16 protein-coding genes and 1 rRNA gene are annotated in these 18,494 nt (G+C 69.0%); 9 read left to right on the top strand and 8 right to left on the bottom strand.

Features of this window, described 5'->3' with window-relative positions; genetic code table 11:
- Positions 1 to 73: 73 nt before the first annotated feature.
- Entirely contained in the window at positions 74 to 1,924 is a 1,851-nt protein-coding gene (locus STRCI_RS09610) for a streptophobe family protein (protein ID WP_269658444.1), read from the bottom strand.
- Between the two features lie 240 nt (positions 1,925 to 2,164).
- Between STRCI_RS09610 and STRCI_RS09605 the strand changes: the two genes are divergently transcribed.
- Positions 2,165 to 4,681, top strand: coding sequence for an ABC transporter ATP-binding protein/permease (locus STRCI_RS09605; RefSeq protein ID WP_269658443.1), 2,517 nt, complete (start codon positions 2,165 to 2,167; stop codon positions 4,679 to 4,681).
- 77 nt (positions 4,682 to 4,758) lie between these two features.
- On the opposite strand, the gene STRCI_RS09600 is transcribed toward STRCI_RS09605, so the two are convergent.
- The 3 genes from STRCI_RS09600 to STRCI_RS09590 form a co-directional block, all read right to left on the bottom strand.
- On the bottom strand, positions 4,759 to 5,505 hold the full coding sequence (locus STRCI_RS09600; RefSeq protein WP_269658442.1) for a transglycosylase SLT domain-containing protein: 747 nt from the start codon (positions 5,503 to 5,505) through the stop codon (positions 4,759 to 4,761).
- Between the two features lie 298 nt (positions 5,506 to 5,803).
- Positions 5,804 to 6,889, bottom strand: coding sequence for an S-adenosylmethionine:tRNA ribosyltransferase-isomerase (locus STRCI_RS09595; protein ID WP_269658441.1), 1,086 nt, complete (start codon positions 6,887 to 6,889; stop codon positions 5,804 to 5,806).
- Positions 6,886 to 7,584, bottom strand: coding sequence for an SDR family NAD(P)-dependent oxidoreductase (locus tag STRCI_RS09590; protein ID WP_269658440.1), 699 nt, complete (start codon positions 7,582 to 7,584; stop codon positions 6,886 to 6,888). Before STRCI_RS09590 ends, STRCI_RS09595 begins: the two co-directional genes overlap by 4 nt.
- Before the next feature lie 200 nt (positions 7,585 to 7,784).
- On the opposite strand from STRCI_RS09590, the gene STRCI_RS09585 reads away from it, so the two are divergent.
- From STRCI_RS09585 to chpE, 3 genes are all read left to right on the top strand, one after another.
- A complete protein-coding gene (locus STRCI_RS09585) occupies positions 7,785 to 8,930 on the top strand; it encodes a GAF domain-containing sensor histidine kinase (RefSeq protein WP_269658439.1) in 1,146 nt (381 codons plus the stop codon).
- On the top strand, positions 8,923 to 9,564 hold the full coding sequence (locus STRCI_RS09580; protein ID WP_269658438.1) for a response regulator: 642 nt from the start codon (positions 8,923 to 8,925) through the stop codon (positions 9,562 to 9,564). The genes STRCI_RS09585 and STRCI_RS09580 overlap by 8 nt, the downstream gene beginning before the upstream one ends.
- Positions 9,565 to 9,721: 157 nt before the next feature.
- Entirely contained in the window at positions 9,722 to 9,964 is a 243-nt protein-coding gene (chpE, locus tag STRCI_RS09575) for a chaplin ChpE (RefSeq protein WP_269658437.1), read from the top strand.
- A 92-nt stretch (positions 9,965 to 10,056) separates the two neighbouring features.
- Here the strand turns inward: chpE and STRCI_RS09570 are convergent, their stop codons facing one another.
- Entirely contained in the window at positions 10,057 to 10,845 is a 789-nt protein-coding gene (locus STRCI_RS09570) for a hypothetical protein (protein ID WP_269658436.1), read from the bottom strand.
- Positions 10,846 to 10,995: 150 nt separating this feature from the next.
- Here STRCI_RS09570 and STRCI_RS09565 point away from each other — a divergent pair, with 150 nt between their 5' ends.
- From STRCI_RS09565 to STRCI_RS09555, 3 genes are all read left to right on the top strand, one after another.
- Positions 10,996 to 11,787: an ABC transporter ATP-binding protein gene (locus STRCI_RS09565; protein WP_269658435.1), complete on the top strand. Its 792-nt coding sequence runs from the start codon at positions 10,996 to 10,998 to the stop codon at positions 11,785 to 11,787.
- Between the two features lie 54 nt (positions 11,788 to 11,841).
- Positions 11,842 to 12,273 carry an NfeD family protein gene (locus STRCI_RS09560; RefSeq protein ID WP_269658434.1) on the top strand — a complete coding sequence of 144 codons (432 nt, stop codon included), beginning with the start codon at positions 11,842 to 11,844 and terminating at the stop codon, positions 12,271 to 12,273.
- Positions 12,274 to 12,405: 132 nt separating this feature from the next.
- Positions 12,406 to 13,347, top strand: coding sequence for an SPFH domain-containing protein (locus STRCI_RS09555; RefSeq protein WP_269658433.1), 942 nt, complete (start codon positions 12,406 to 12,408; stop codon positions 13,345 to 13,347).
- Positions 13,348 to 13,422: 75 nt separating this feature from the next.
- On the opposite strand, the gene STRCI_RS09550 is transcribed toward STRCI_RS09555, so the two are convergent.
- The 3 genes from STRCI_RS09550 to STRCI_RS09540 all read right to left on the bottom strand — a co-directional run bounded on the left by STRCI_RS09550 (position 13,423) and on the right by STRCI_RS09540 (position 15,439).
- Positions 13,423 to 13,929 carry an HNH endonuclease gene (locus tag STRCI_RS09550; RefSeq protein ID WP_269658432.1) on the bottom strand — a complete coding sequence of 169 codons (507 nt, stop codon included), beginning with the start codon at positions 13,927 to 13,929 and terminating at the stop codon, positions 13,423 to 13,425.
- Between the two features lie 146 nt (positions 13,930 to 14,075).
- Entirely contained in the window at positions 14,076 to 14,615 is a 540-nt protein-coding gene (locus STRCI_RS09545) for a YbhB/YbcL family Raf kinase inhibitor-like protein (protein WP_269658431.1), read from the bottom strand.
- Positions 14,616 to 14,656: 41 nt separating this feature from the next.
- Positions 14,657 to 15,439, bottom strand: a complete 783-nt coding sequence (locus tag STRCI_RS09540) for a sporulation protein (protein ID WP_269658430.1) — start codon at positions 15,437 to 15,439, stop codon at positions 14,657 to 14,659.
- Between the two features lie 143 nt (positions 15,440 to 15,582).
- Here STRCI_RS09540 and STRCI_RS09535 point away from each other — a divergent pair, with 143 nt between their 5' ends.
- Both STRCI_RS09535 and STRCI_RS09530 read left to right on the top strand, forming a co-directional pair.
- A complete protein-coding gene (locus tag STRCI_RS09535; RefSeq protein WP_269658428.1) occupies positions 15,583 to 16,233 on the top strand; it encodes a DNA-3-methyladenine glycosylase in 651 nt (216 codons plus the stop codon).
- A 503-nt stretch (positions 16,234 to 16,736) separates the two neighbouring features.
- Positions 16,737 to 18,262: ribosomal RNA gene (locus tag STRCI_RS09530) — 16S ribosomal RNA — on the top strand.
- The last annotated feature ends 232 nt before the right edge of the window (positions 18,263 to 18,494 follow it).

The raw sequence follows: 18,494 nt of genomic DNA, 5'->3' as shown, positions 1-18,494 counted from the left end.
GATCACGATGCCCCGCGTGTCCCGGTCGGGTGCCTCGGCCGGGTGCCTCGGCCGGGTGCCTCGGCCGGGTGCCTCAGCCGCGCCCCTTGGGGCCCCGCGACGGAGCGGGAGGCGGTGGGGGCGGGGGCGGCGGCGGCCCCTCGCCCGGCCCCTCCGAAGCCCCGCGACCGGCCCCGCGACCGGGCCGCGCACCCGGTGACCTGCGCGGCGACCGGGGCGGCGGGTCCATCGGCCGGACCATGGTGGGAGCCCCGTACACATCGCTGTCGTCGCGGCCCGGTTCATCGGCGGACGACGCCTCCGAGCCCGGCGACCGCGCGTCCTCCGGCTCGCGCAACTCCTCGGGCACCCGGAGGTAGGGGTTCGTATCGGGATTGGGCGGCCGGTACGGCGTACCGGGGGCGTAGGGGCCGGATCCGCGCGCCGCCGGCCGGCCGGGAACCCCGGGAGGCCGCGAAGGAAGCCCACCCGCCTCCGCGGCACCGGCCTCCGCAACACCGGTCTCCCGGCGCGCACCGTCCGCCCGTGCGGCCCCCCTCGCCACGTCACCCAGTGCCAAGGCCGCCGCCCCCTGCCCCGCCGCCCCGGTCGTCCTGGCGAGGAGCGCGCCCGCGGCTCCCGCGGCCGCACCCCACAGGGCGCCGAGGACCAGCGCCATCCCGAGCTGCCCGTGCAACTCGACGCCCGCGTCGAACGCGTCGACCCCGAGGACCGCGAGGGAGGCGTCCACCGACACCTCCGTCAGCCACCCCAGCAGCGGCAGCGCGAGCGCGGTCACGATGCCCAGCCGCAGCGCGCACCGCCCGGCGAAGCCGAGGGTGCCGGACTCCACCGGGGTCCGTACGGCCGTGAGGACGCCCGCCAGCAGCATCATCACCGCCGCCGCGACCCCCAGCAGCCACACCCGGCCGTCCAGCTCCGCTAGCCGCCCCAGCGTCACGGCACGGTCGGAGTCGACCAGCAGGTCGTCCAGCGGATCGGGCAGGAACTGCGTCAGCGGACCGCTCGCCTCGCCGTCCCACGGCACGAACAGGCCGATCGGGATACCGAGCCAGACCCCGTTCGGCGCCCCCAGCAGCGCGGCGCCCGCGATGCGCTTGGGGTTGTCGTCGCCGATCAGCGCGTACGCCGCCGCCGCGAACCCCGCGAGGACCGCCATCAGCAGCACGCCGACGAGGGCGGACACGGCGGGCCGCACCACGCGGTGCACGGCCGTCCAGCCGGCCGGCAGGGGAGTGCGCCGCGAGGCCAGCAGGGCGATCAGCAGGATCCCGGCCGACCAGCACAGCCCGCCGAGCAGCGTCGCCGCCGTGTCGACGGTGAAGCCGACCGCCGCCTCGGCGTCGATCAGGTCGCCGATCTGGTCGGGCAGCAGCCCCCCGATGTCCCCGATGTCACCGAGCCCCGGGATCTCGACGCCGCCGCCCCCGCCGCCTCCGCCGGGCAGGTCGTCGAGCCCGAGCGAGCCGCCGTCGATGGTGATGACGTCGTGCCCCGCCCAGGCCAGACCGCCGAGCATCGCCACGAACAGCGCGACCACCGCGCCCGCCCGCGCGAGGAGTTCGGCCGGCGCGATGACAACTCCCGCCGTGCGCAGGGACCGTAGGAAGAACCACGACAGCAGCAGCGCGCCGACCAGGCTCACGCCCAGTGGCGTGATCTCGATGGCCGTCGTCGCCTCCGCGCCCGTGAGTCCAAAAGCGGACACGTCGCCCGACGGGGTGACCGAACCACCCGCCCCGAGCGCCACCACCGCCGCGGTCATCGGGCCGAGTGAGCCCGCCGAGTCGGCCGCCAGCAGATGCAGGCCCAGCGCGGCCGTGCCCGCCATGCCGATCAGCGCCCAACTCACCGCGGCGACCGCGGACAGCAGGACATCGACCCATGGCACCTTCGTACGCTCGATGTTCCCGGACGCCCTCATGGCAGACCCCCCGATCCGCGAGCGGCGAACTCGCCGCGCATGTCCCCCTCGCGTGGATTACCACTCTCCGGGCCGGTTTCAACCCCGTCAACGGAACCAGTCGACGCGTGTGCGCGTGGTCTTCACAAGGCCCGACTTTCGGTCAGGGGGCCGAGCCTGAAATAGTTCCCGACGATGTTCGACATCCCTAGACTCCCTGTGATGGGGCGTAACTCGGGGGACTACTCAGTGGGGCATGGAGTGCCGGAACTCGTACTGGAATTGAATGGACAAACCTGGACGCTCGATCCGTCCAGGACATACACCCTCGGTCGTGATCCGCAGGGTGACATCGTGCTGGACGACGCCAGGGTCTCGTGGCGGCACGCCACGATCAGCTGGAGCGGCCACAGTTGGGCCATCGAGGACCACGGCTCGACGAACGGCACGTTCGTGGCGGGCCAGCGGATCCACCACCTGGAGATCGGCCCCGGCTCGGCCGTGCACCTGGGCAACGCGACCGACGGCCCGCGCGTGAGCCTCTCGGGCTCCGCGGCCTCCGTCACGAAGCAGCAGCAGCCCCAGCAGCAGCCGTACGCCGCGCAGGGCGCGAACCCGGGCTGGGCCCAGCAGGCGCCGCAACAGCAGGCCCCGCACCAGCAGGCCGAATGGCAGCAGCCGCAGCAGGCCGCGCACAACATCCCCCAGCAACAGGGCCCCGGCGTCGGCGCGGGGGCGCCGCCGGTCTACGGCGACCGCAGCCCGACCACGTTCCACCAGTTCGCCATCGGCCGCGTCATGCGCATCGGCCGTGCCCTGGAGAACGAGCTGGTCGTCTCCGACCTCCAGGTCTCCCGGCACCACGCCGAGTTCCACTCGACGCCCGACGGCCGTATGGAGATCCGCGACCTCGGCTCGCACAACGGCACGTACGTCAACGGCCAGCCGATCGCCAAGGGCGGCTCGCAGCTGCTCGGCCCCGCCGACATCGTCGGCGTCGGTCACTCCACCTTCCGGATCGTCGGCGACCGGCTCGAGGAGTTCGTCGACACCGGTGAGGTCTCCTTCTCGGCCCGCCATCTGACCGTCACGGTCGACGGCGGCAAGCAGATCCTCAAGGACGTCTCCTTCGGGGTCCCCGAGAAGTCCCTGATCGCGGTCATCGGCCCGTCCGGCTCCGGAAAGTCGACGCTGCTCAAGGCGCTCACCGGCTACCGCCCCGCCAACCAGGGCGATGTCCTCTACGACAACCGGAACCTGTACAAGCAGTTCGCCGAGCTGCGGCAGCGCATCGGTCTGGTCCCGCAGGACGACATCCTGCACAAGGAGCTGACCGTCAAGAAGGCCCTCAAGTACGCGGCCAAGCTGCGCTTCCCCGCCGACACCACGGCACAGGAGCGCGAGGCCCGCATCGACGAGGTGCTGCGCGAGCTGAAGCTGGACATCCACAAGGAGAAGAAGGTCACCTCCCTCTCCGGTGGCCAGCGCAAGCGTGTCTCGGTCGCCCTGGAGCTGCTCACCAAGCCGTCGCTGATCTTCCTGGACGAGCCCACCTCCGGCCTCGACCCGGGCATGGACCGCGATGTCATGCAGCTGCTGCGCGGCCTCGCCGACGACGGCCGTACGGTCCTCGTCGTCACCCACTCGGTGGCCGAGCTGGCGATCTGCGACAAGCTCCTGGTGATGGCGCCGGGCGGCGCCGTGGCGTACTTCGGTCCGCCGGAGGAGGCGCTGAACTTCTTCGGCTACGACACCTGGGCCGATGTCTTCTCCGCCTTCGAGAACTACCGCGACTACGACTGGGCCGGGCGCTGGAAGGGCTCCCAGCACTACCAGATGTACGCCGCGGACATCGACGCGATCGCTCCGCAGTCCGTACAGATGCCGCCCATGCAGGCGATGAGGCCGCCCAAGCCACAGGGCTGGATGTCGCAGTTCGGCACGCTGGTGCGCCGCTATGTCTCGGTCATCGCGTCCGACAAGGGCTTCCTGGCCCTGTCGATCATCCTGCCGCTGGTCCTCGGCTCGGTGAGCCTGCTCATCGACTCGGGCAAGGATCTCCTGGTCAACACGGAGATCAACCCGAGCACCGGCCAGCCGGTCGCCAACGGCACGGCGCTCACGGTCCTGCTGATCCTCGCGGTGGGCGCATGTTTCGCCGGTGCCGCCAACTCCGTCCGTGAGTTGATCAAGGAACGGGTCATCTACGAGCGGGAGCGCGCGACCGGCCTGTCCCGGTCCGCCTACCTGATGTCCAAGGTGTTCGTGCTCGGCCTGATCACCGTGCTCCAGGGCCTGATGGTCGGTGTCATCGGCTTCTCCAGCCGCACCATCCCGGACGAGGGCCTGGTCCTCGGCAGCCAGATCCTGCTGGAGCTGTGCATTCCGATCATGGCGCTGGGCTTCACCGCGATGATGTTCGGCCTGATCATCTCGGCCCTGGTGAAGACCGCCGAGAAGACCATGCCGCTGCTGGTCATGTTCGCGATCGTCCAGGTCGTCTTCACCGGCTGCCTGTTCCCCCTGGCCAACTCGGTCGGCGTGAACGAGCTGTCGTACCTGATGCCGTCGCGCTGGGCGGTCGCCGCCGCGGGTGCCACGCTCGACTTCAACAAGATCAGTCCGCCGGCCAAGGGCGACAGCAACGACCCGCTGTGGGAGCACACGGTCGGCGCCTGGGGCATGGACATGGCCGCCCTGATCGTGCTCGGCGTGATCTGCGGCATCTTCGTGGCCCGCTTCCTGCGCCGCCACGAGCCCGAGGTCATGCGCAAGTAGGTCCCGGACACCCCGAAGGGCGGCACCCGTCAGGAGGTGCCGCCCTTCGGCGTTCGTACGAGGTCCGCGCCAGGCCCTCAGTACGCGCTGTTGACGTTGTCGATCGAGCCGTACCGGTCGGCCGCGTAGTTGGCGGCGGCGGTCAGGTTGGCGACCGGGTCGTACTGGCTCCAGGCGGTGCCCGCGACGTGGTACGCGTTGAAGGTCGGCTTGATGACCTGGAGCAGACCGATCGACGGGACGCCGTTCTGGGCGTTGATGTCCCAGTTGTTGATGGCGTTCGGGTTGCCCGAGGACTCACGCATGATGTTCCGGTACAGGCCGTTGTAGGTGCCCGGAATGTTGTGCTTGTCCATGATGTCGAGGGCTTCCTTGATCCAGCCGTCGAGGTTGTTCGCGTAGGTCTTCTTCACGACCTTCTTGACCTGGGCGCGGGCGGCGGAGCGGCTCGCGGCCTCCTTGGCCTTGCGCGCCTGCTCGGCCTTCTTCTTCGCGGCGGCCTGGGCGGCGGCCTTCTTCGCGGCCTCGGCCTTCTTCTGCGCGGCGGCCTTCGCGGCGGCCTCGGCGGCGGCCTTCTTCTTGGCCGCGACGGCCTCGGCCTTGAGGCTGGCGCTCGCGAGCTGGTCGGTGACGCTGGCCTTGACGTCCTTGATCTGCTGCGAGCTGTAGGCGACCTTGCCCGTGGCGGGCTCGGCAGTGGTGGTCTGCGCGTTGCCCGGAACGGCGGAGAAGGCGATGGCGGCGGCGCCGAGCGCGGCTACACCGGTGATCGCGATCTTGTGGTGCTTGGTCAGCGTGCGGCGATAACGGCTGTTCTGGGGCATGGCGGGGTGGACCTCTTTGATTGGCGCGGAGGTCGCTCGCTGTCCCGGGGGACACGGGTGCTTCCGGCACAAACGCCGCGGGGGGAACCCGCGGCGCTGAGCGACGAGAGCCATTCTTAGCGGCCGCAAAATTGCCAGGCAAAGATGTGACGTACGATCCCCGATAGTGGAGCGGGTGAGGGCAAATCGGGACAGACAGGAAGGTCTTTCCCGCTCACATAGGGACTCTTTATCTCCTATGCACCTTCGTACGTGACCTGGGTCCTATGCGCGGCCTCACATCGGCCCCCCTGCGGCCTTACCAGCAGTTGCTGGAGCAATGCTCTGTGTGAGGGCCCTCCGCCGGAAGGAGGAGATGCAGGTCCCCGAACTCGTGCCACAGGTAGCGCCCGCGCAGCGCCTCCTCGTACCCACGGCCGACCGCCGCCCGCCCCGCCACCGCCTCCAGCATCAGCAGATGCGAGGCCTCCGGCTCGTGCAGCCCGGTCAGCAGCCCGTCCACCACCCGCACCCCGCGCCCGGGCGTCACCACCAGATCCGTCCACCCCGCACGCGCGCGTACCGTCCCGTCGGCACCGGCCGCCGACTCCACGGCCCGCACGGCCGTCGTCCCCACCGCGATCACCCGGCCGTCACCCGCCCTGACGGCGTTGATCAGCCGCGCCGAGACCTCCGGCACTGCGAACCGCTCCGGATACGGCGGCTCGTGCGCCTCCGCCGAGGCCACCCCGGTGTGCAGCGTGACCGGCGCGAACTGCACCCCCCGGCTCACCAGCTCCGCCACCATCCGCGCCGTGAAGGGCCGCGCCGCGCTCGGCATCTCCGCACTGCCCGCCCCGTCCGCCGACTCCAGCGCGAACACCGTTTGGTACGCCGACAGCGGCTGATCGCGCTCCGTATAGGAGTAGCGGATGGGCCGCCCGTACTCCCGCAGCATCCCCAGCACCGCCGGCCCGGACGCCCGAGCCCACCACAGCCGCTCACCGCCCGCACTCAGCGGCTCCTCCAGCTCCAGCCGTACACCACCGGGCAACCGCACCCCTGTACCGGCGGGCCCGCCCGCACGCGCGCGTGTGGTGCCCCTCCCGTCCGGGTCCCGCAGCTCCACCGCCCACCGCCCGTCGTCCCCGCGCGTGGAGAAGTGCACCACCACACGCGCGTGCCCGATCTCCCCGTCCACGGCGGCCGCCAGCGTCGGCGAGGTGTTCACCACCAGCAGGTCCCCGGCCCGCAGCAACCCGGGCAGCTCCCGGAACGCGTGATGCGCCACCTCCGTCCCCCGCGACACCAGCAGCCGTACGGAGTCCCGCCCGAGCCCCGGCCCACGCTGCTCGGCCGGCACCCGGGCCGACAGCTCCTCGGGCACCCGCAGCGCCAGCGTCATCGCCCTCCCTCCGACAGCGCCGGCGCCCCGTACCGCCCGCTCGCGGGCCGCTCCGCCAGCAACCGCAGGAACCCCGGCACCACACTCCCCGGCGTCGGCCGCGGCCCGTCGTCCTCCGGTACGGCGGCGGCGTACAGGTCCGTGGCCATGTCCCCCGGGTCCACCGCCCAGACCCGCAGCCCCGGCTCCTCCACACCCAGTACCGCCGCCAGCTGGTCCAGGGCCGCCTTGGAGGCCCCGTACCCGCCCCACGTCCCGTACGCCTCGGCCGCCGCGTCCGAACTGACGGTGACGACCGCCCCGGCCGGGGCCGCCCGCAGCAGCGGCAGCGCCTCCTGGACCAGGCCCAGCGCGGCGACCGCGTTCACCTCCAGCGCCCGCCGCAGCCCCTCCAGCGGCAGCTCCTCCAGGCGTACGAGCGGCTCGGCGCCCAGCGCACTCGCGTTGTGCACCAGCAGATCGACGCCGCCCAGCTTCCAGGCCGCCGCCACCAGCGCGGCCCGGTGCCCGGGGTCCGTGACATCGCCGGGCAGCGCCTCCACGCGCGTGCCGTGCCCGGAGACCGCCGCTGCCGCCTCCTTCAGTACCTCCTCGGTCCTGGCGTCCAGCACCAGATCCCAGCCCCGCGCGGCCAGCGCCTCGGCCAGCGCCCGCCCCAGCCCCTTCGAGGCCCCCGTGATGATCGCTACCGGCATGACACGTTCTCCCTCGTCCTCGATGTGCCTTCAACGTAGGAACGGGCCCGCCGGCCCCGCCTCGGACGGGAGTCCCGAAGCGCCGGGTCCCTTCGGCGGGGGGCCTGCGCCCGGGGACCTCAGCCCTAGGCCCACGGGCCTAGGCGGGGGCGGCCACAGGTCCGATCCGCGCTGTCACACCCCGCCGGTACCGTGAGCACATGAATCAAGATCGAGGGTCCGGTCTGGCGGCGGTGAGCTCCGCGCTGCTGGCCATGAGCAGGCATCTGGAGGTGCGCGACGTCCTCAAGACGATCGTCGCCTCGGCCCGCGAGCTGCTTGACGCGCAGTACGCCGCCCTCGGCGTCCCGGACGACCACGGCGGCTTCGCCCAGTTCGTGGTCGACGGTGTCAGCGACGAGCAGTGGAAGGCCATCGGTCCGCTCCCGCGCCAGCACGGCATCCTCGCGGCCATGCTCCACGAGGCCAGGCCCGAGCGGCTCGCCGACGTCCGCAAGGACCCCCGCTTCGAGGGCTGGCCGTCGGCCCACCCCGAGATGTCCGACTTCCTGGGCCTGCCGATCCGCGACGGCGACGAGATCATCGGCGCGCTGTTCCTCGCCAACAAGAACTGCTCCAAGCCGGAAGGCACCTGCGGCTTCGACCAGCAGGACGAGGAGCTGCTCGCGCTCCTCGCCCAGCACGCGGCCATCGCCCTGACCAACGCCCGCCTGTACGAGCGCAGCCGGGAGCTGACCATCGCCGAGGAGCGCTCCCGGCTGGCCCATGAACTGCACGACGCGGTCAGCCAGAAGCTGTTCTCGCTGCGCCTGACCGCACAGGCCGCCGCCGCCCTCGTCGACCGCGACCCGTCCCGCGCCAAGGGCGAGCTCCAGCAGGTCGCGGTGCTCGCCGCGGAGGCCGCGGACGAACTGCGCGCCGCCGTCGTCGAGCTGCGCCCCGCGGCTCTCGACGAGGACGGTCTGGTCGCCACCCTGCGCACCCACGTCCAGGTCCTCGACCGCGCCCACGGCGCGCGCGTGTCCTTCGACGGCCGGGGAGTGCGGGCGCTGCCCGCAGCCCAGGAGGAAGCCCTGCTGCGCGTCGCCCAGGAGGCCCTGCACAACGCGCTGCGCCACTCCGGCGCGGACGCCGTCGACGTGGCCCTGCACCGCAGCGGCACCGGAGCCGTGCTGCGGGTCATGGACAACGGCTGCGGCTTCGACCCGAAGACCGTGCGCCGCGCCGGACGCCATCTCGGCCTCGTCTCCATGCGGGACCGGGCCGACGGGGTCGGCGGCACACTGACCGTGGAATCGGCGCCCGGCAAGGGCACCACGATCGAGATGGAGGTTCCCGGTGGCTGACCCGATCAAGGTGCTGCTCGTCGACGACCACCAGGTCGTCCGCCGGGGCCTGCGCACCTTCCTCGAAGTGCAGGACGACATCGAGGTGGTGGGCGAGGCGGCCGACGGCACGGAGGGAGTCGCCCGCACCGAGGAACTCAAGCCGGACGTCGTGCTGATGGACATCAAGATGCCCGGCATGGACGGCGTCGACGCCCTGCGCAGGCTCCGCGAGCTGAACAACCCCGCGCGGGTGCTGATCGTCACCAGCTTCACCGAACAGCGCACCGTCGTCCCGGCCCTGCGCGCGGGCGCCGCCGGTTACGTCTACAAGGACGTCGACCCGGACGCCCTGGCCGGTGCCATCCGCTCCGTGCACGCCGGGCACATCCTGCTCCAGCCCGAGGTCGCGGGCGCGCTGCTGTCCCAGGAGGAGTCGGGGCCCAGCCAGGGCAGAGCCGGTTCGCTGACCGAGCGGGAGCGCGAGGTGCTCGGGCTGATAGCCGACGGCCGCTCCAACCGGGAGATCGCCCGCGCGCTGGTCCTCTCCGAGAAGACGGTGAAGACCCATGTCTCGAACATCCTGATGAAGCTCGACCTGGCGGACCGCACCCAGGCGGCGCTGTGGGCGGTGCGGCACGGTATGGCCGGATAAGAGCGAAGCGCTCGGCAATACGGAGGGTTCCGCTCCGGACTGAGATTCATACCGTCGTGGGAATGTCCCCCGGATGGCGCATCCTCCGCGGATCTCCGGCGTTCTCCAGTGCGTGCTGCGGCGAGTGCCGCGGCAGACGCTAGGGAGGGCTCAGAAAGTGAAGAACCTGAAGAAGGCAGCGGCTGTGACGATGGTGGCCGGCGGACTGATCGCCGCCGGTGCCGGGATGGCCTCCGCCACCGACGCGCACGCCGACGGCCAGGCCGTCGGCTCGCCGGGTGTCGTCTCGGGCAACCTCGTCCAGGCCCCGATCCACGTCCCGGTCAACGCGGTCGGCAACAGCGTGAACGTCGTGGGCATCCTGAACCCGGCCTTCGGCAACCTGGGCGTCAACCACTGACCCAGGTCGCTCTACGACTTCCGGCCTCCCGGGTTCACCCGGGAGGCCGGTCAGGCACGTTCACGCCGACTCCGGTCACCTGGCACCGAAGTTCAACGAACCCCCCGCTCCCCTTCCTCCACATACGCGTTGTACGCAGCCACCTGCGCCCGCCGAGCCGTCCGCTCCACCGGCCGCAGCGCGGAGGCCCGCGCCGCCATCTCGCCGGACGTCACCGCGGCCCCATGCCCGTTCTCGGACGCCAGCGACACCAGCATCCCCACCCGCTGCGCCAACTCCAGCACCCGCACCGCCCGAGGCGGATACCCCGGCGCCAGCACCTCCCGCCCCCGCTCGGCCCGCGCCCGGTACGCGTCGATCGCCGCCTCGGCCACCGGCCCCGACCCGGCCACATCCAACCGGGACAACACCTCGGTCGCCTCCCGCAGGGCCTCCGCCAGTTCCCGCTCAGCCTCCCCGAGCGACGGCACATCCGCGGGCGGCGCCTCCCGCACCGGCAGCGCATGCCAGACGACCTCGACATGCTCATCACCCTCGGGCCCGGCCGAGTACACCTCGGGCACCAACCCGAGCGCGGCCCCATGGCAGACGACGGCCTCCTCCGCCTCCATCGCCCGCGCATTGAACTCCGGCGGCCCGCTCAGCCCCAGCGGATGCCCCGGCGCCGGCAACGCGACCCGCAGCCCTGTCACGCCGAGCGCCCGCAGCCGCCCGAGCCCCAACGTGAGCCCCACCGGCCCGGACTCGCCCGGCAGTCCCTCCACCCGGTGCACGGCATCAGCGCCGACGATCGCGTGCACACAGTCATCCGGCGACACAAGTCCGGCCAAAAGGGCGTTTCCCCAAGCGGCGAGGCGTCCTGAACGCGGTTCCGAGAGCATGCCTCCACCCTAAGGACCGGACCGATGGAATGAAGCGCCCGACCGGTGGCGTAGATTTCGTGGAGGGGTGCGCCCATGCGTGCGCCCCGACGCGCACGCGACCACCGAGACGCCGAGACCGGTCACACTGCAAGGGGAGACAACGCGCTCATGAGCGATGTTCTGGAGCTTCAGGACGTATCCGTGGTCCGTGAGGGCCGGGCTCTGGTGGACCAGGTCTCCTGGTCGGTCAAGGAGGGCGAGCGCTGGGTGATCCTCGGCCCCAACGGCGCCGGCAAGACCACCCTCCTCAACGTCGCCTCCAGCTACCTCTTCCCGAGCAAGGGCACCGCCACCATCCTCGGCGACACCCTCGGCAAGGTCGACGTCTTCGACCTGCGCCCGCGCATCGGCATGGCCGGCATCGCCATCGCCGACAAGCTCCCCAAGCGCCAGTCCGTCCTGGAGACGGTGCTCACCGCCGCGTACGGCATGACCGCGACCTGGCACGAGGACTACGACGAGGTCGACGAGCAGCGCGCCCGCGCCTTCCTCGACCGCCTCGGCATGAGCGAGTACCTCGACCGCAAGTTCGGCACCCTCTCCGAGGGCGAGCGCAAGCGCACCCTCATCGCCCGCGCCCTGATGACCGACCCCGAGCTGCTCCTCCTCGACGAGCCCGCCGCCGGCCTCGACCTCGGTGGCCGCGAGGACCTCGTACGCCGTCTCGGCCGCCTCGCCCGCGACCCCATCGCCCCGTCGATGATCATGGTCACCCACCATGTCGAGGAGATCGCCCCCGGCTTCACCCACGTCCTGATGATCCGTCAGGGCAAGGTCCTCGCCGCCGGTCCGCTGGAGCTCGAACTCACCTCCCGCAACCTCTCCATGTGCTTCGGCCTCCCCCTCGTCGTCGAGCAGGTCGGCGAGCGCTGGACCGCCCAGGGCCTGCCGCTGTCCTGATCCACCCGAAGTGCGCCCTGTCCCAGGCAGGTTGTGCGGTCCTACCATGACCATGTGAACGACATCGACGCATGGGTGTGGTGGCTCATCGGCGCGGCCGCACTCGGAATCCCGCTCGTCATCACCGCGATGCCCGAACTCGGCATGCTCGCAGTCGGCGCCCTGGCCGCCGCGGGCGTGGCCGGACTCGGTGCCGGAATCGTCATTCAGGTCCTGGTCTTCGCCGCCGTCTCGGTCGCGCTGATCCTCGCCGTACGCCCCCTCGCCGCCCGGCACCGCGCCCAGCGGCCCCAACTCGTCTCCGGGGTCGAGGCGTTGAAGGGCAAGCAGGCGGTCGTCCTGGAGCGGGTGGACGCCTCAGGCGGCCGGATCAAGCTCGCCGGGGAGGTCTGGTCGGCCCGTGCCCTCGACGGCGGCCAGGCATATGAAGTGGGGCAGGCAGTGGACGTGGTGGACATCGAAGGGGCCACGGCGATCGTCATGTGACCTCGCACGACGTAAGTGGGGGGAACAGCCCCCGAGGCGCACGACGGTCTGTCAGACTCGACCGGCAAGATCTTCAACAAGCATAAGATCTGCCGAAGTTGCCGCAGCGGAGAAGGGGTACGGGGAACGACGATGGAACCGGTCATCATCGTCCTGATCATTCTGGTGGTGTTGGTCTTCATCGCCCTGATCAAGACGATCCAGGTCATCCCGCAGGCGAGCGCGGCCATCGTCGAGCGCTTCGGCCGCTACACGCGGACTCTCAACGCGGGCCTCAACATCGTGGTCCCGTTCATCGACACCATCCGCAACCGCATCGACCTGCGCGAGCAGGTCGTGCCCTTCCCGCCCCAGCCGGTGATCACCCAGGACAACCTGGTCGTGAACATCGACACGGTCATCTACTACCAGGTGACCGACGCCCGCGCCGCCACCTACGAAGTCGCCAGCTACATCCAGGCGATCGAGCAGCTCACGGTCACCACGCTCCGCAACATCATCGGCGGCATGGACCTGGAGCGCACCCTGACCTCCCGCGAGGAGATCAACGCGGCCCTGCGCGGCGTCCTCGACGAGGCGACGGGCAAGTGGGGCATCCGCGTCAACCGAGTCGAACTCAAGGCGATCGAACCGCCCACCTCCATCCAGGACTCGATGGAGAAGCAGATGCGCGCCGACCGCGACAAGCGCGCCGCGATCCTCACGGCGGAAGGTACGCGCCAGGCGGCCATCCTCACCGCCGAGGGCGAGAAGCAGTCCCAGATCCTGCGCGCCGAGGGCGAGGCCAAGGCAGCGGCCCTGCGCGCCGAGGGCGAGGCCCAGGCGGTCCGCACGGTCTTCGAGGCGATCCACGCAGGCGACCCGGACCAGAAGCTCCTCTCCTACCAGTACCTCCAGATGCTCCCCAAGATCGCCGAGGGCGACGCCAACAAGCTCTGGATCGTCCCCAGCGAAATCGGCGACGCCCTCAAGGGCCTCTCCGGCGCGATGGGCAACTTCGGCCCCCTGGGCGGCGGTTCGGGAGGCGGCGGCAACTCCGGCACAGAGCGCCGGGAGAAGCCGAGCATCGACTAGTTACGACAACGGGGTCCGCCTTCCAAGAAGGCGGACCCCAACTTCCTCAGAGGCGCGGGGAACTGCGCGACAAGCCTAGGCCGCGTCCCGAGCCAACCAATCAGGCAGCGCAGAAAACTCCTCCGCGCCCAACGACAGCAACATCGCATCAGCCGGCGTCGGCTCAAACGGCTCCCGCAGCAACGGCATCCCCGCCTCAACAGGCGTCCGATTCGCTTTGCGGTGATTGTCCTCCGCACAAGAGGCCACCGTGTTCAACCAGGTGTCCTGACCACCCTGCGACCGCGGCACCACATGGTCCACGGTCGTCGCCCGACGACCGCAGTACGCGCACCGGTGCCGGTCCCTGACCAGCACACCCCGCCTCGACCACGGCGCTCGTCTTCGGAACGGCACCCGTACGTACCTGCACAACCTGATCACCCGGGGCGCCGGTATATCGACCGCGGCTCCGCGCATACGCAGTTCGGGGTGGGACTGCTCGACGACGGCCTTGTCCTGAAGCACCAGAACGACGGCTCGGTTCAAAGTCACCGTCGACAGCGGCTCAAAGCTCGCGTTCAGTACCAGCGTGTCCCGCATGACCAGCCCACCTCCTATGTGCAGCGGCCCACCCCCTGGCGGGCTGGGATCAACTCTGGCCGGGCACGCCGAGATGGACAACGAAATAAAAAATGCCCGCCCCTGATCACTTCCATGACCGGGGGCGGGCAAACGTTCAATGAACGTCAGGCTTCGGCGGGCACTTCGTACTCACCGATGAGCTGGGCGCGCGCCAGCGCGTGGAATCGCAGATTGAATCCGACCACCGCCGGCGAGGCGTCCGAGTCCGGACCGAGCCTGTCCTGGTCCACGGCGTACACCGTGAACACATAGCGGTGCGGACCGTCCCCGGCGGGCGGCGCCGCACCACCGAAGTCCTTCGACCCGTAGTCGTTGCGCGCCTGCACCGCACCCTCCGGCAGCCCCTCGAACTTGCCGCTGCCCGCACCCACCGGCAGCTCGGTCACCGAGGCCGGGATGTCGAACAGGACCCAGTGCCAGAACCCGCTGCCCGTAGGGGCGTCCGGGTCGTAGCAGGTCACGGCGAAGCTCTTGGTCCCCGGCGGGAAGCCCTCCCACCGCAGCTGCGGCGAGGTGTTCCCGGCCGCGTAGACCTGAGCGTCCTTGAGGGTCGCGCCCTCCGAGACGTCCTCACTCGTGACCGTGAACGACGGCACGGGCGGATGGAAGTCGTGGGGGAGCGGCCGCCTCTTGAGCTCGGTCACCTCGGTACCTCCTGATCGGGATCGTTCAGTGGATTCCGAGCCTAGAACCAGTTGCGCTTGCTGCCGACTTCGGACAGCCACTGGTTGAGGTACGCCGCCCAGTCGGTGCCCTGGAAGTCGTTCAGGCCCACCTGGAAGGAGCGGAAGGTGTCGCTGCCCTCGCTGAACAGACCCGGCTTCTTGTCCATCTCCAGCACGACGTCCATCGCGTTCTGGTCCGCCACGAAGCTCAGCTCGACCTGGTTGATCCCGCGGTACTGCTGCGGCGGGAAGAACTCGATCTCCTGGTAGAACGGCAGCTTCTGGCGCGTACCGCGGATCAGCCCGCGCTCCATGTCCGCGCTCTTGAAGCGGAAGCCCAGCTGGATGAACGCGTCCAGGATCGCCTTCTGCGCCGGCAGCGGGTGCACATTGATCGGGTCCAGGTCACCGGAGTCCACCGCACGCGCGATCTCCAGCTCGGTGGTCACACCGATGTGCATCCCGCGCAGCGTCTGCCCGTCGATCGTCGTGACCGGCGTCTCCCACGGGATCTCAAGCCCGAACGGCACCGCGTGCACGGCGTTGGCCTGGAGCTCGAAGGCGCCGCCGAGCCGCACCTTGGTGAACTCGATGTCCTGCTTGTACTCCTCCTCGCCGCTCTCGACCTCGACCTTGGCCTGGAGCCCGACCGAGAGCGCCTCGATCTGCTGGCTGACGGACCCGCCCTGGATCCGCACCTCACCCTGGACCACACCGCCCGGAACGACGTTGATCTCGGTCAGCACGGTCTCGACCGAAGCCCCGCCGGCACCCAGACTCGCGAGCAGCTTCTTGAACCCCATGACTCTCCCTCTACGACTGCACTGCCTCTTTGATCCCTACAAACGCGATCCGGACGTGGCCGGTTCCGCGCCCTCACCCTTGCAAGGGGAAGGGCCGCTGACCACCCCGTGACCGCCACCCGTCTGGACTACCCTCGGACGGCATGATCGCGACCCCCGACCGTACGCCGCTCCCCAGGAACTTCTTCGACCGCCCCGTCCTAGAAGTAGCCCCCGACCTCCTGGGCCGCCTCCTCGTACGGACCACCCCGGACGGTCCGATCTCCCTCCGCCTCACGGAGGTGGAGGCGTACGACGGCCAGAACGACCCCGGCTCCCATGCCTATCGCGGCCGAACGACCCGCAACAGCGTGATGTTCGGTCCGCCCGGACATGTATACGTCTACTTCACCTACGGCATGTGGCACTGCATGAACCTGGTGTGCGGCCCCGACGGCACGGCGAGCGGGGTCCTGCTGCGCGCCGGCGAGATCGTGGAGGGCGCCGAGCTCGCGCGTAAACGTCGACTCTCGGCCCGAAATGACAAGGAACTGGCCAAAGGCCCGGCCCGCCTGGCGACCGCTCTCGGCGTGGACCGCGCCCTCGACGGCACGGACGCCTGCTCCACCGGAGAGACCCCGTTGAGGATGCTGACCGGCACCCCGGTCCCCGCTGACCAGGTACGGAACGGTCCACGCACCGGAGTGTCCGGAGACGGGGGCGACGGCGACGCCCATCCCTGGCGTTACTGGATCTCCAACGACCCCACCGTGAGCCCCTATCGGGCCCATGCCCCTAGGCGCCGCTCAAGTTGACGCGCCCATGGGAGGCGCGTAACGTAGCCCGAGCCGCTGAACCGGGTACGGCAATCGCCAGCAGCCGGAGCGGCCAACCCACTACCTACGATTTCCCTTCGCGGGAACGAATTTGGCGTGCCTGCATGCCTGAATTCGGAAGCGCAGCGACTCGATTATGAGTTGAGCGGGGAATCGGCTAGCGTGGTGAATGTCGAAAGGCCGAGAGGCCAAAAGACAAATCCCGCCGACCGGGAATCGGAACCGAAAGGATCTGATAGAGTCGGAGACACCGAAGGGAAGCCCGGAGGAAAGCCCGAGAGGGTGAGTACAAAGGAAGCGACCGTTCCTTGAGAACTCAACAGCGTGCCAAAAATCAACGCCAGATATGTTGATACCCCGTCTCCGGTCATCGCGACCGGGACGAGGTTCCTTTGAAATAACACAGCGAGGACGCTGTGAACGGTCGGATTATTCCTCCGACTGTTCCGCTCTCGTGGTGTCGTCCCGATTACGGGAAAACATTCACGGAGAGTTTGATCCTGGCTCAGGACGAACGCTGGCGGCGTGCTTAACACATGCAAGTCGAACGATGAAGCCCTTCGGGGTGGATTAGTGGCGAACGGGTGAGTAACACGTGGGCAATCTGCCCTTCACTCTGGGACAAGCCCTGGAAACGGGGTCTAATACCGGATATCACTCTCGCAGGCATCTGTGAGGGTCGAAAGCTCCGGCGGTGAAGGATGAGCCCGCGGCCTATCAGCTTGTTGGTGAGGTAATGGCTCACCAAGGCGACGACGGGTAGCCGGCCTGAGAGGGCGACCGGCCACACTGGGACTGAGACACGGCCCAGACTCCTACGGGAGGCAGCAGTGGGGAATATTGCACAATGGGCGAAAGCCTGATGCAGCGACGCCGCGTGAGGGATGACGGCCTTCGGGTTGTAAACCTCTTTCAGCAGGGAAGAAGCGAAAGTGACGGTACCTGCAGAAGAAGCGCCGGCTAACTACGTGCCAGCAGCCGCGGTAATACGTAGGGCGCAAGCGTTGTCCGGAATTATTGGGCGTAAAGAGCTCGTAGGCGGCTTGTCACGTCGGGTGTGAAAGCTCGGGGCTTAACCCCGAGTCTGCATTCGATACGGGCTAGCTAGAGTGTGGTAGGGGAGATCGGAATTCCTGGTGTAGCGGTGAAATGCGCAGATATCAGGAGGAACACCGGTGGCGAAGGCGGATCTCTGGGCCATTACTGACGCTGAGGAGCGAAAGCGTGGGGAGCGAACAGGATTAGATACCCTGGTAGTCCACGCCGTAAACGGTGGGAACTAGGTGTTGGCGACATTCCACGTCGTCGGTGCCGCAGCTAACGCATTAAGTTCCCCGCCTGGGGAGTACGGCCGCAAGGCTAAAACTCAAAGGAATTGACGGGGGCCCGCACAAGCAGCGGAGCATGTGGCTTAATTCGACGCAACGCGAAGAACCTTACCAAGGCTTGACATACACCGGAAACGTCCAGAGATGGGCGCCCCCTTGTGGTCGGTGTACAGGTGGTGCATGGCTGTCGTCAGCTCGTGTCGTGAGATGTTGGGTTAAGTCCCGCAACGAGCGCAACCCTTGTTCTGTGTTGCCAGCATGCCCTTCGGGGTGATGGGGACTCACAGGAGACCGCCGGGGTCAACTCGGAGGAAGGTGGGGACGACGTCAAGTCATCATGCCCCTTATGTCTTGGGCTGCACACGTGCTACAATGGCCGATACAATGAGCTGCGATACCGCAAGGTGGAGCGAATCTCAAAAAGTCGGTCTCAGTTCGGATTGGGGTCTGCAACTCGACCCCATGAAGTTGGAGTTGCTAGTAATCGCAGATCAGCATTGCTGCGGTGAATACGTTCCCGGGCCTTGTACACACCGCCCGTCACGTCACGAAAGTCGGTAACACCCGAAGCCGGTGGCCCAACCCCTTGTGGGAGGGAGCTGTCGAAGGTGGGACTGGCGATTGGGACGAAGTCGTAACAAGGTAGCCGTACCGGAAGGTGCGGCTGGATCACCTCCTTTCTAAGGAGCACTTCTAGGCTGCCTCGGCAGTCCAGAGGCCAGTACATCGGCGAATGTCCGGTGCTGGTTGCTCATGGGTGGAACGTTGATTATTCGGCACACTTGACCGTCTTCTCCTTCCAGTACTGCTCTTCGGAGCGTGGAACGTTGAGGGAAGCGGGGAGTGTGCCGGGCACGCTGTTGGGTGTCTGAGGGCACGGCCGTAAAGGTCTGTCTTCGGATGCCGGCCCCA

Source organism: Streptomyces cinnabarinus (assembly GCF_027270315.1).
Lineage (GTDB): Bacteria > Actinomycetota > Actinomycetes > Streptomycetales > Streptomycetaceae > Streptomyces > Streptomyces cinnabarinus.
The sequence above is the reverse complement of the archived record's forward strand: the minus strand, read 5'-3'. Positions and strand labels throughout refer to the sequence as shown.

What these genes read in the sequence shown, in the direction of transcription:
- STRCI_RS09610 (WP_269658444.1), bottom strand. Translation starts at nt 1,924, where the DNA reads ATGAGGGCGTCCGGGAACATCGAGCGTACGAAGGTGCCATGGGTCGAT.
- STRCI_RS09600 (WP_269658442.1), bottom strand. Translation starts at nt 5,505, where the DNA reads ATGCCCCAGAACAGCCGTTATCGCCGCACGCTGACCAAGCACCACAAG.
- STRCI_RS09595 (WP_269658441.1), bottom strand. Translation starts at nt 6,889, where the DNA reads ATGACGCTGGCGCTGCGGGTGCCCGAGGAGCTGTCGGCCCGGGTGCCG.
- STRCI_RS09590 (WP_269658440.1), bottom strand. Translation starts at nt 7,584, where the DNA reads ATGCCGGTAGCGATCATCACGGGGGCCTCGAAGGGGCTGGGGCGGGCG.
- STRCI_RS09585 (WP_269658439.1), top strand. Translation starts at nt 7,785, where the DNA reads ATGAATCAAGATCGAGGGTCCGGTCTGGCGGCGGTGAGCTCCGCGCTG.
- STRCI_RS09570 (WP_269658436.1), bottom strand. Translation starts at nt 10,845, where the DNA reads ATGCTCTCGGAACCGCGTTCAGGACGCCTCGCCGCTTGGGGAAACGCC.
- STRCI_RS09565 (WP_269658435.1), top strand. Translation starts at nt 10,996, where the DNA reads ATGAGCGATGTTCTGGAGCTTCAGGACGTATCCGTGGTCCGTGAGGGC.
- STRCI_RS09555 (WP_269658433.1), top strand. Translation starts at nt 12,406, where the DNA reads ATGGAACCGGTCATCATCGTCCTGATCATTCTGGTGGTGTTGGTCTTC.
- STRCI_RS09550 (WP_269658432.1), bottom strand. Translation starts at nt 13,929, where the DNA reads ATGCGGGACACGCTGGTACTGAACGCGAGCTTTGAGCCGCTGTCGACG.
- STRCI_RS09540 (WP_269658430.1), bottom strand. Translation starts at nt 15,439, where the DNA reads ATGGGGTTCAAGAAGCTGCTCGCGAGTCTGGGTGCCGGCGGGGCTTCG.
- STRCI_RS09535 (WP_269658428.1), top strand. Translation starts at nt 15,583, where the DNA reads ATGATCGCGACCCCCGACCGTACGCCGCTCCCCAGGAACTTCTTCGAC.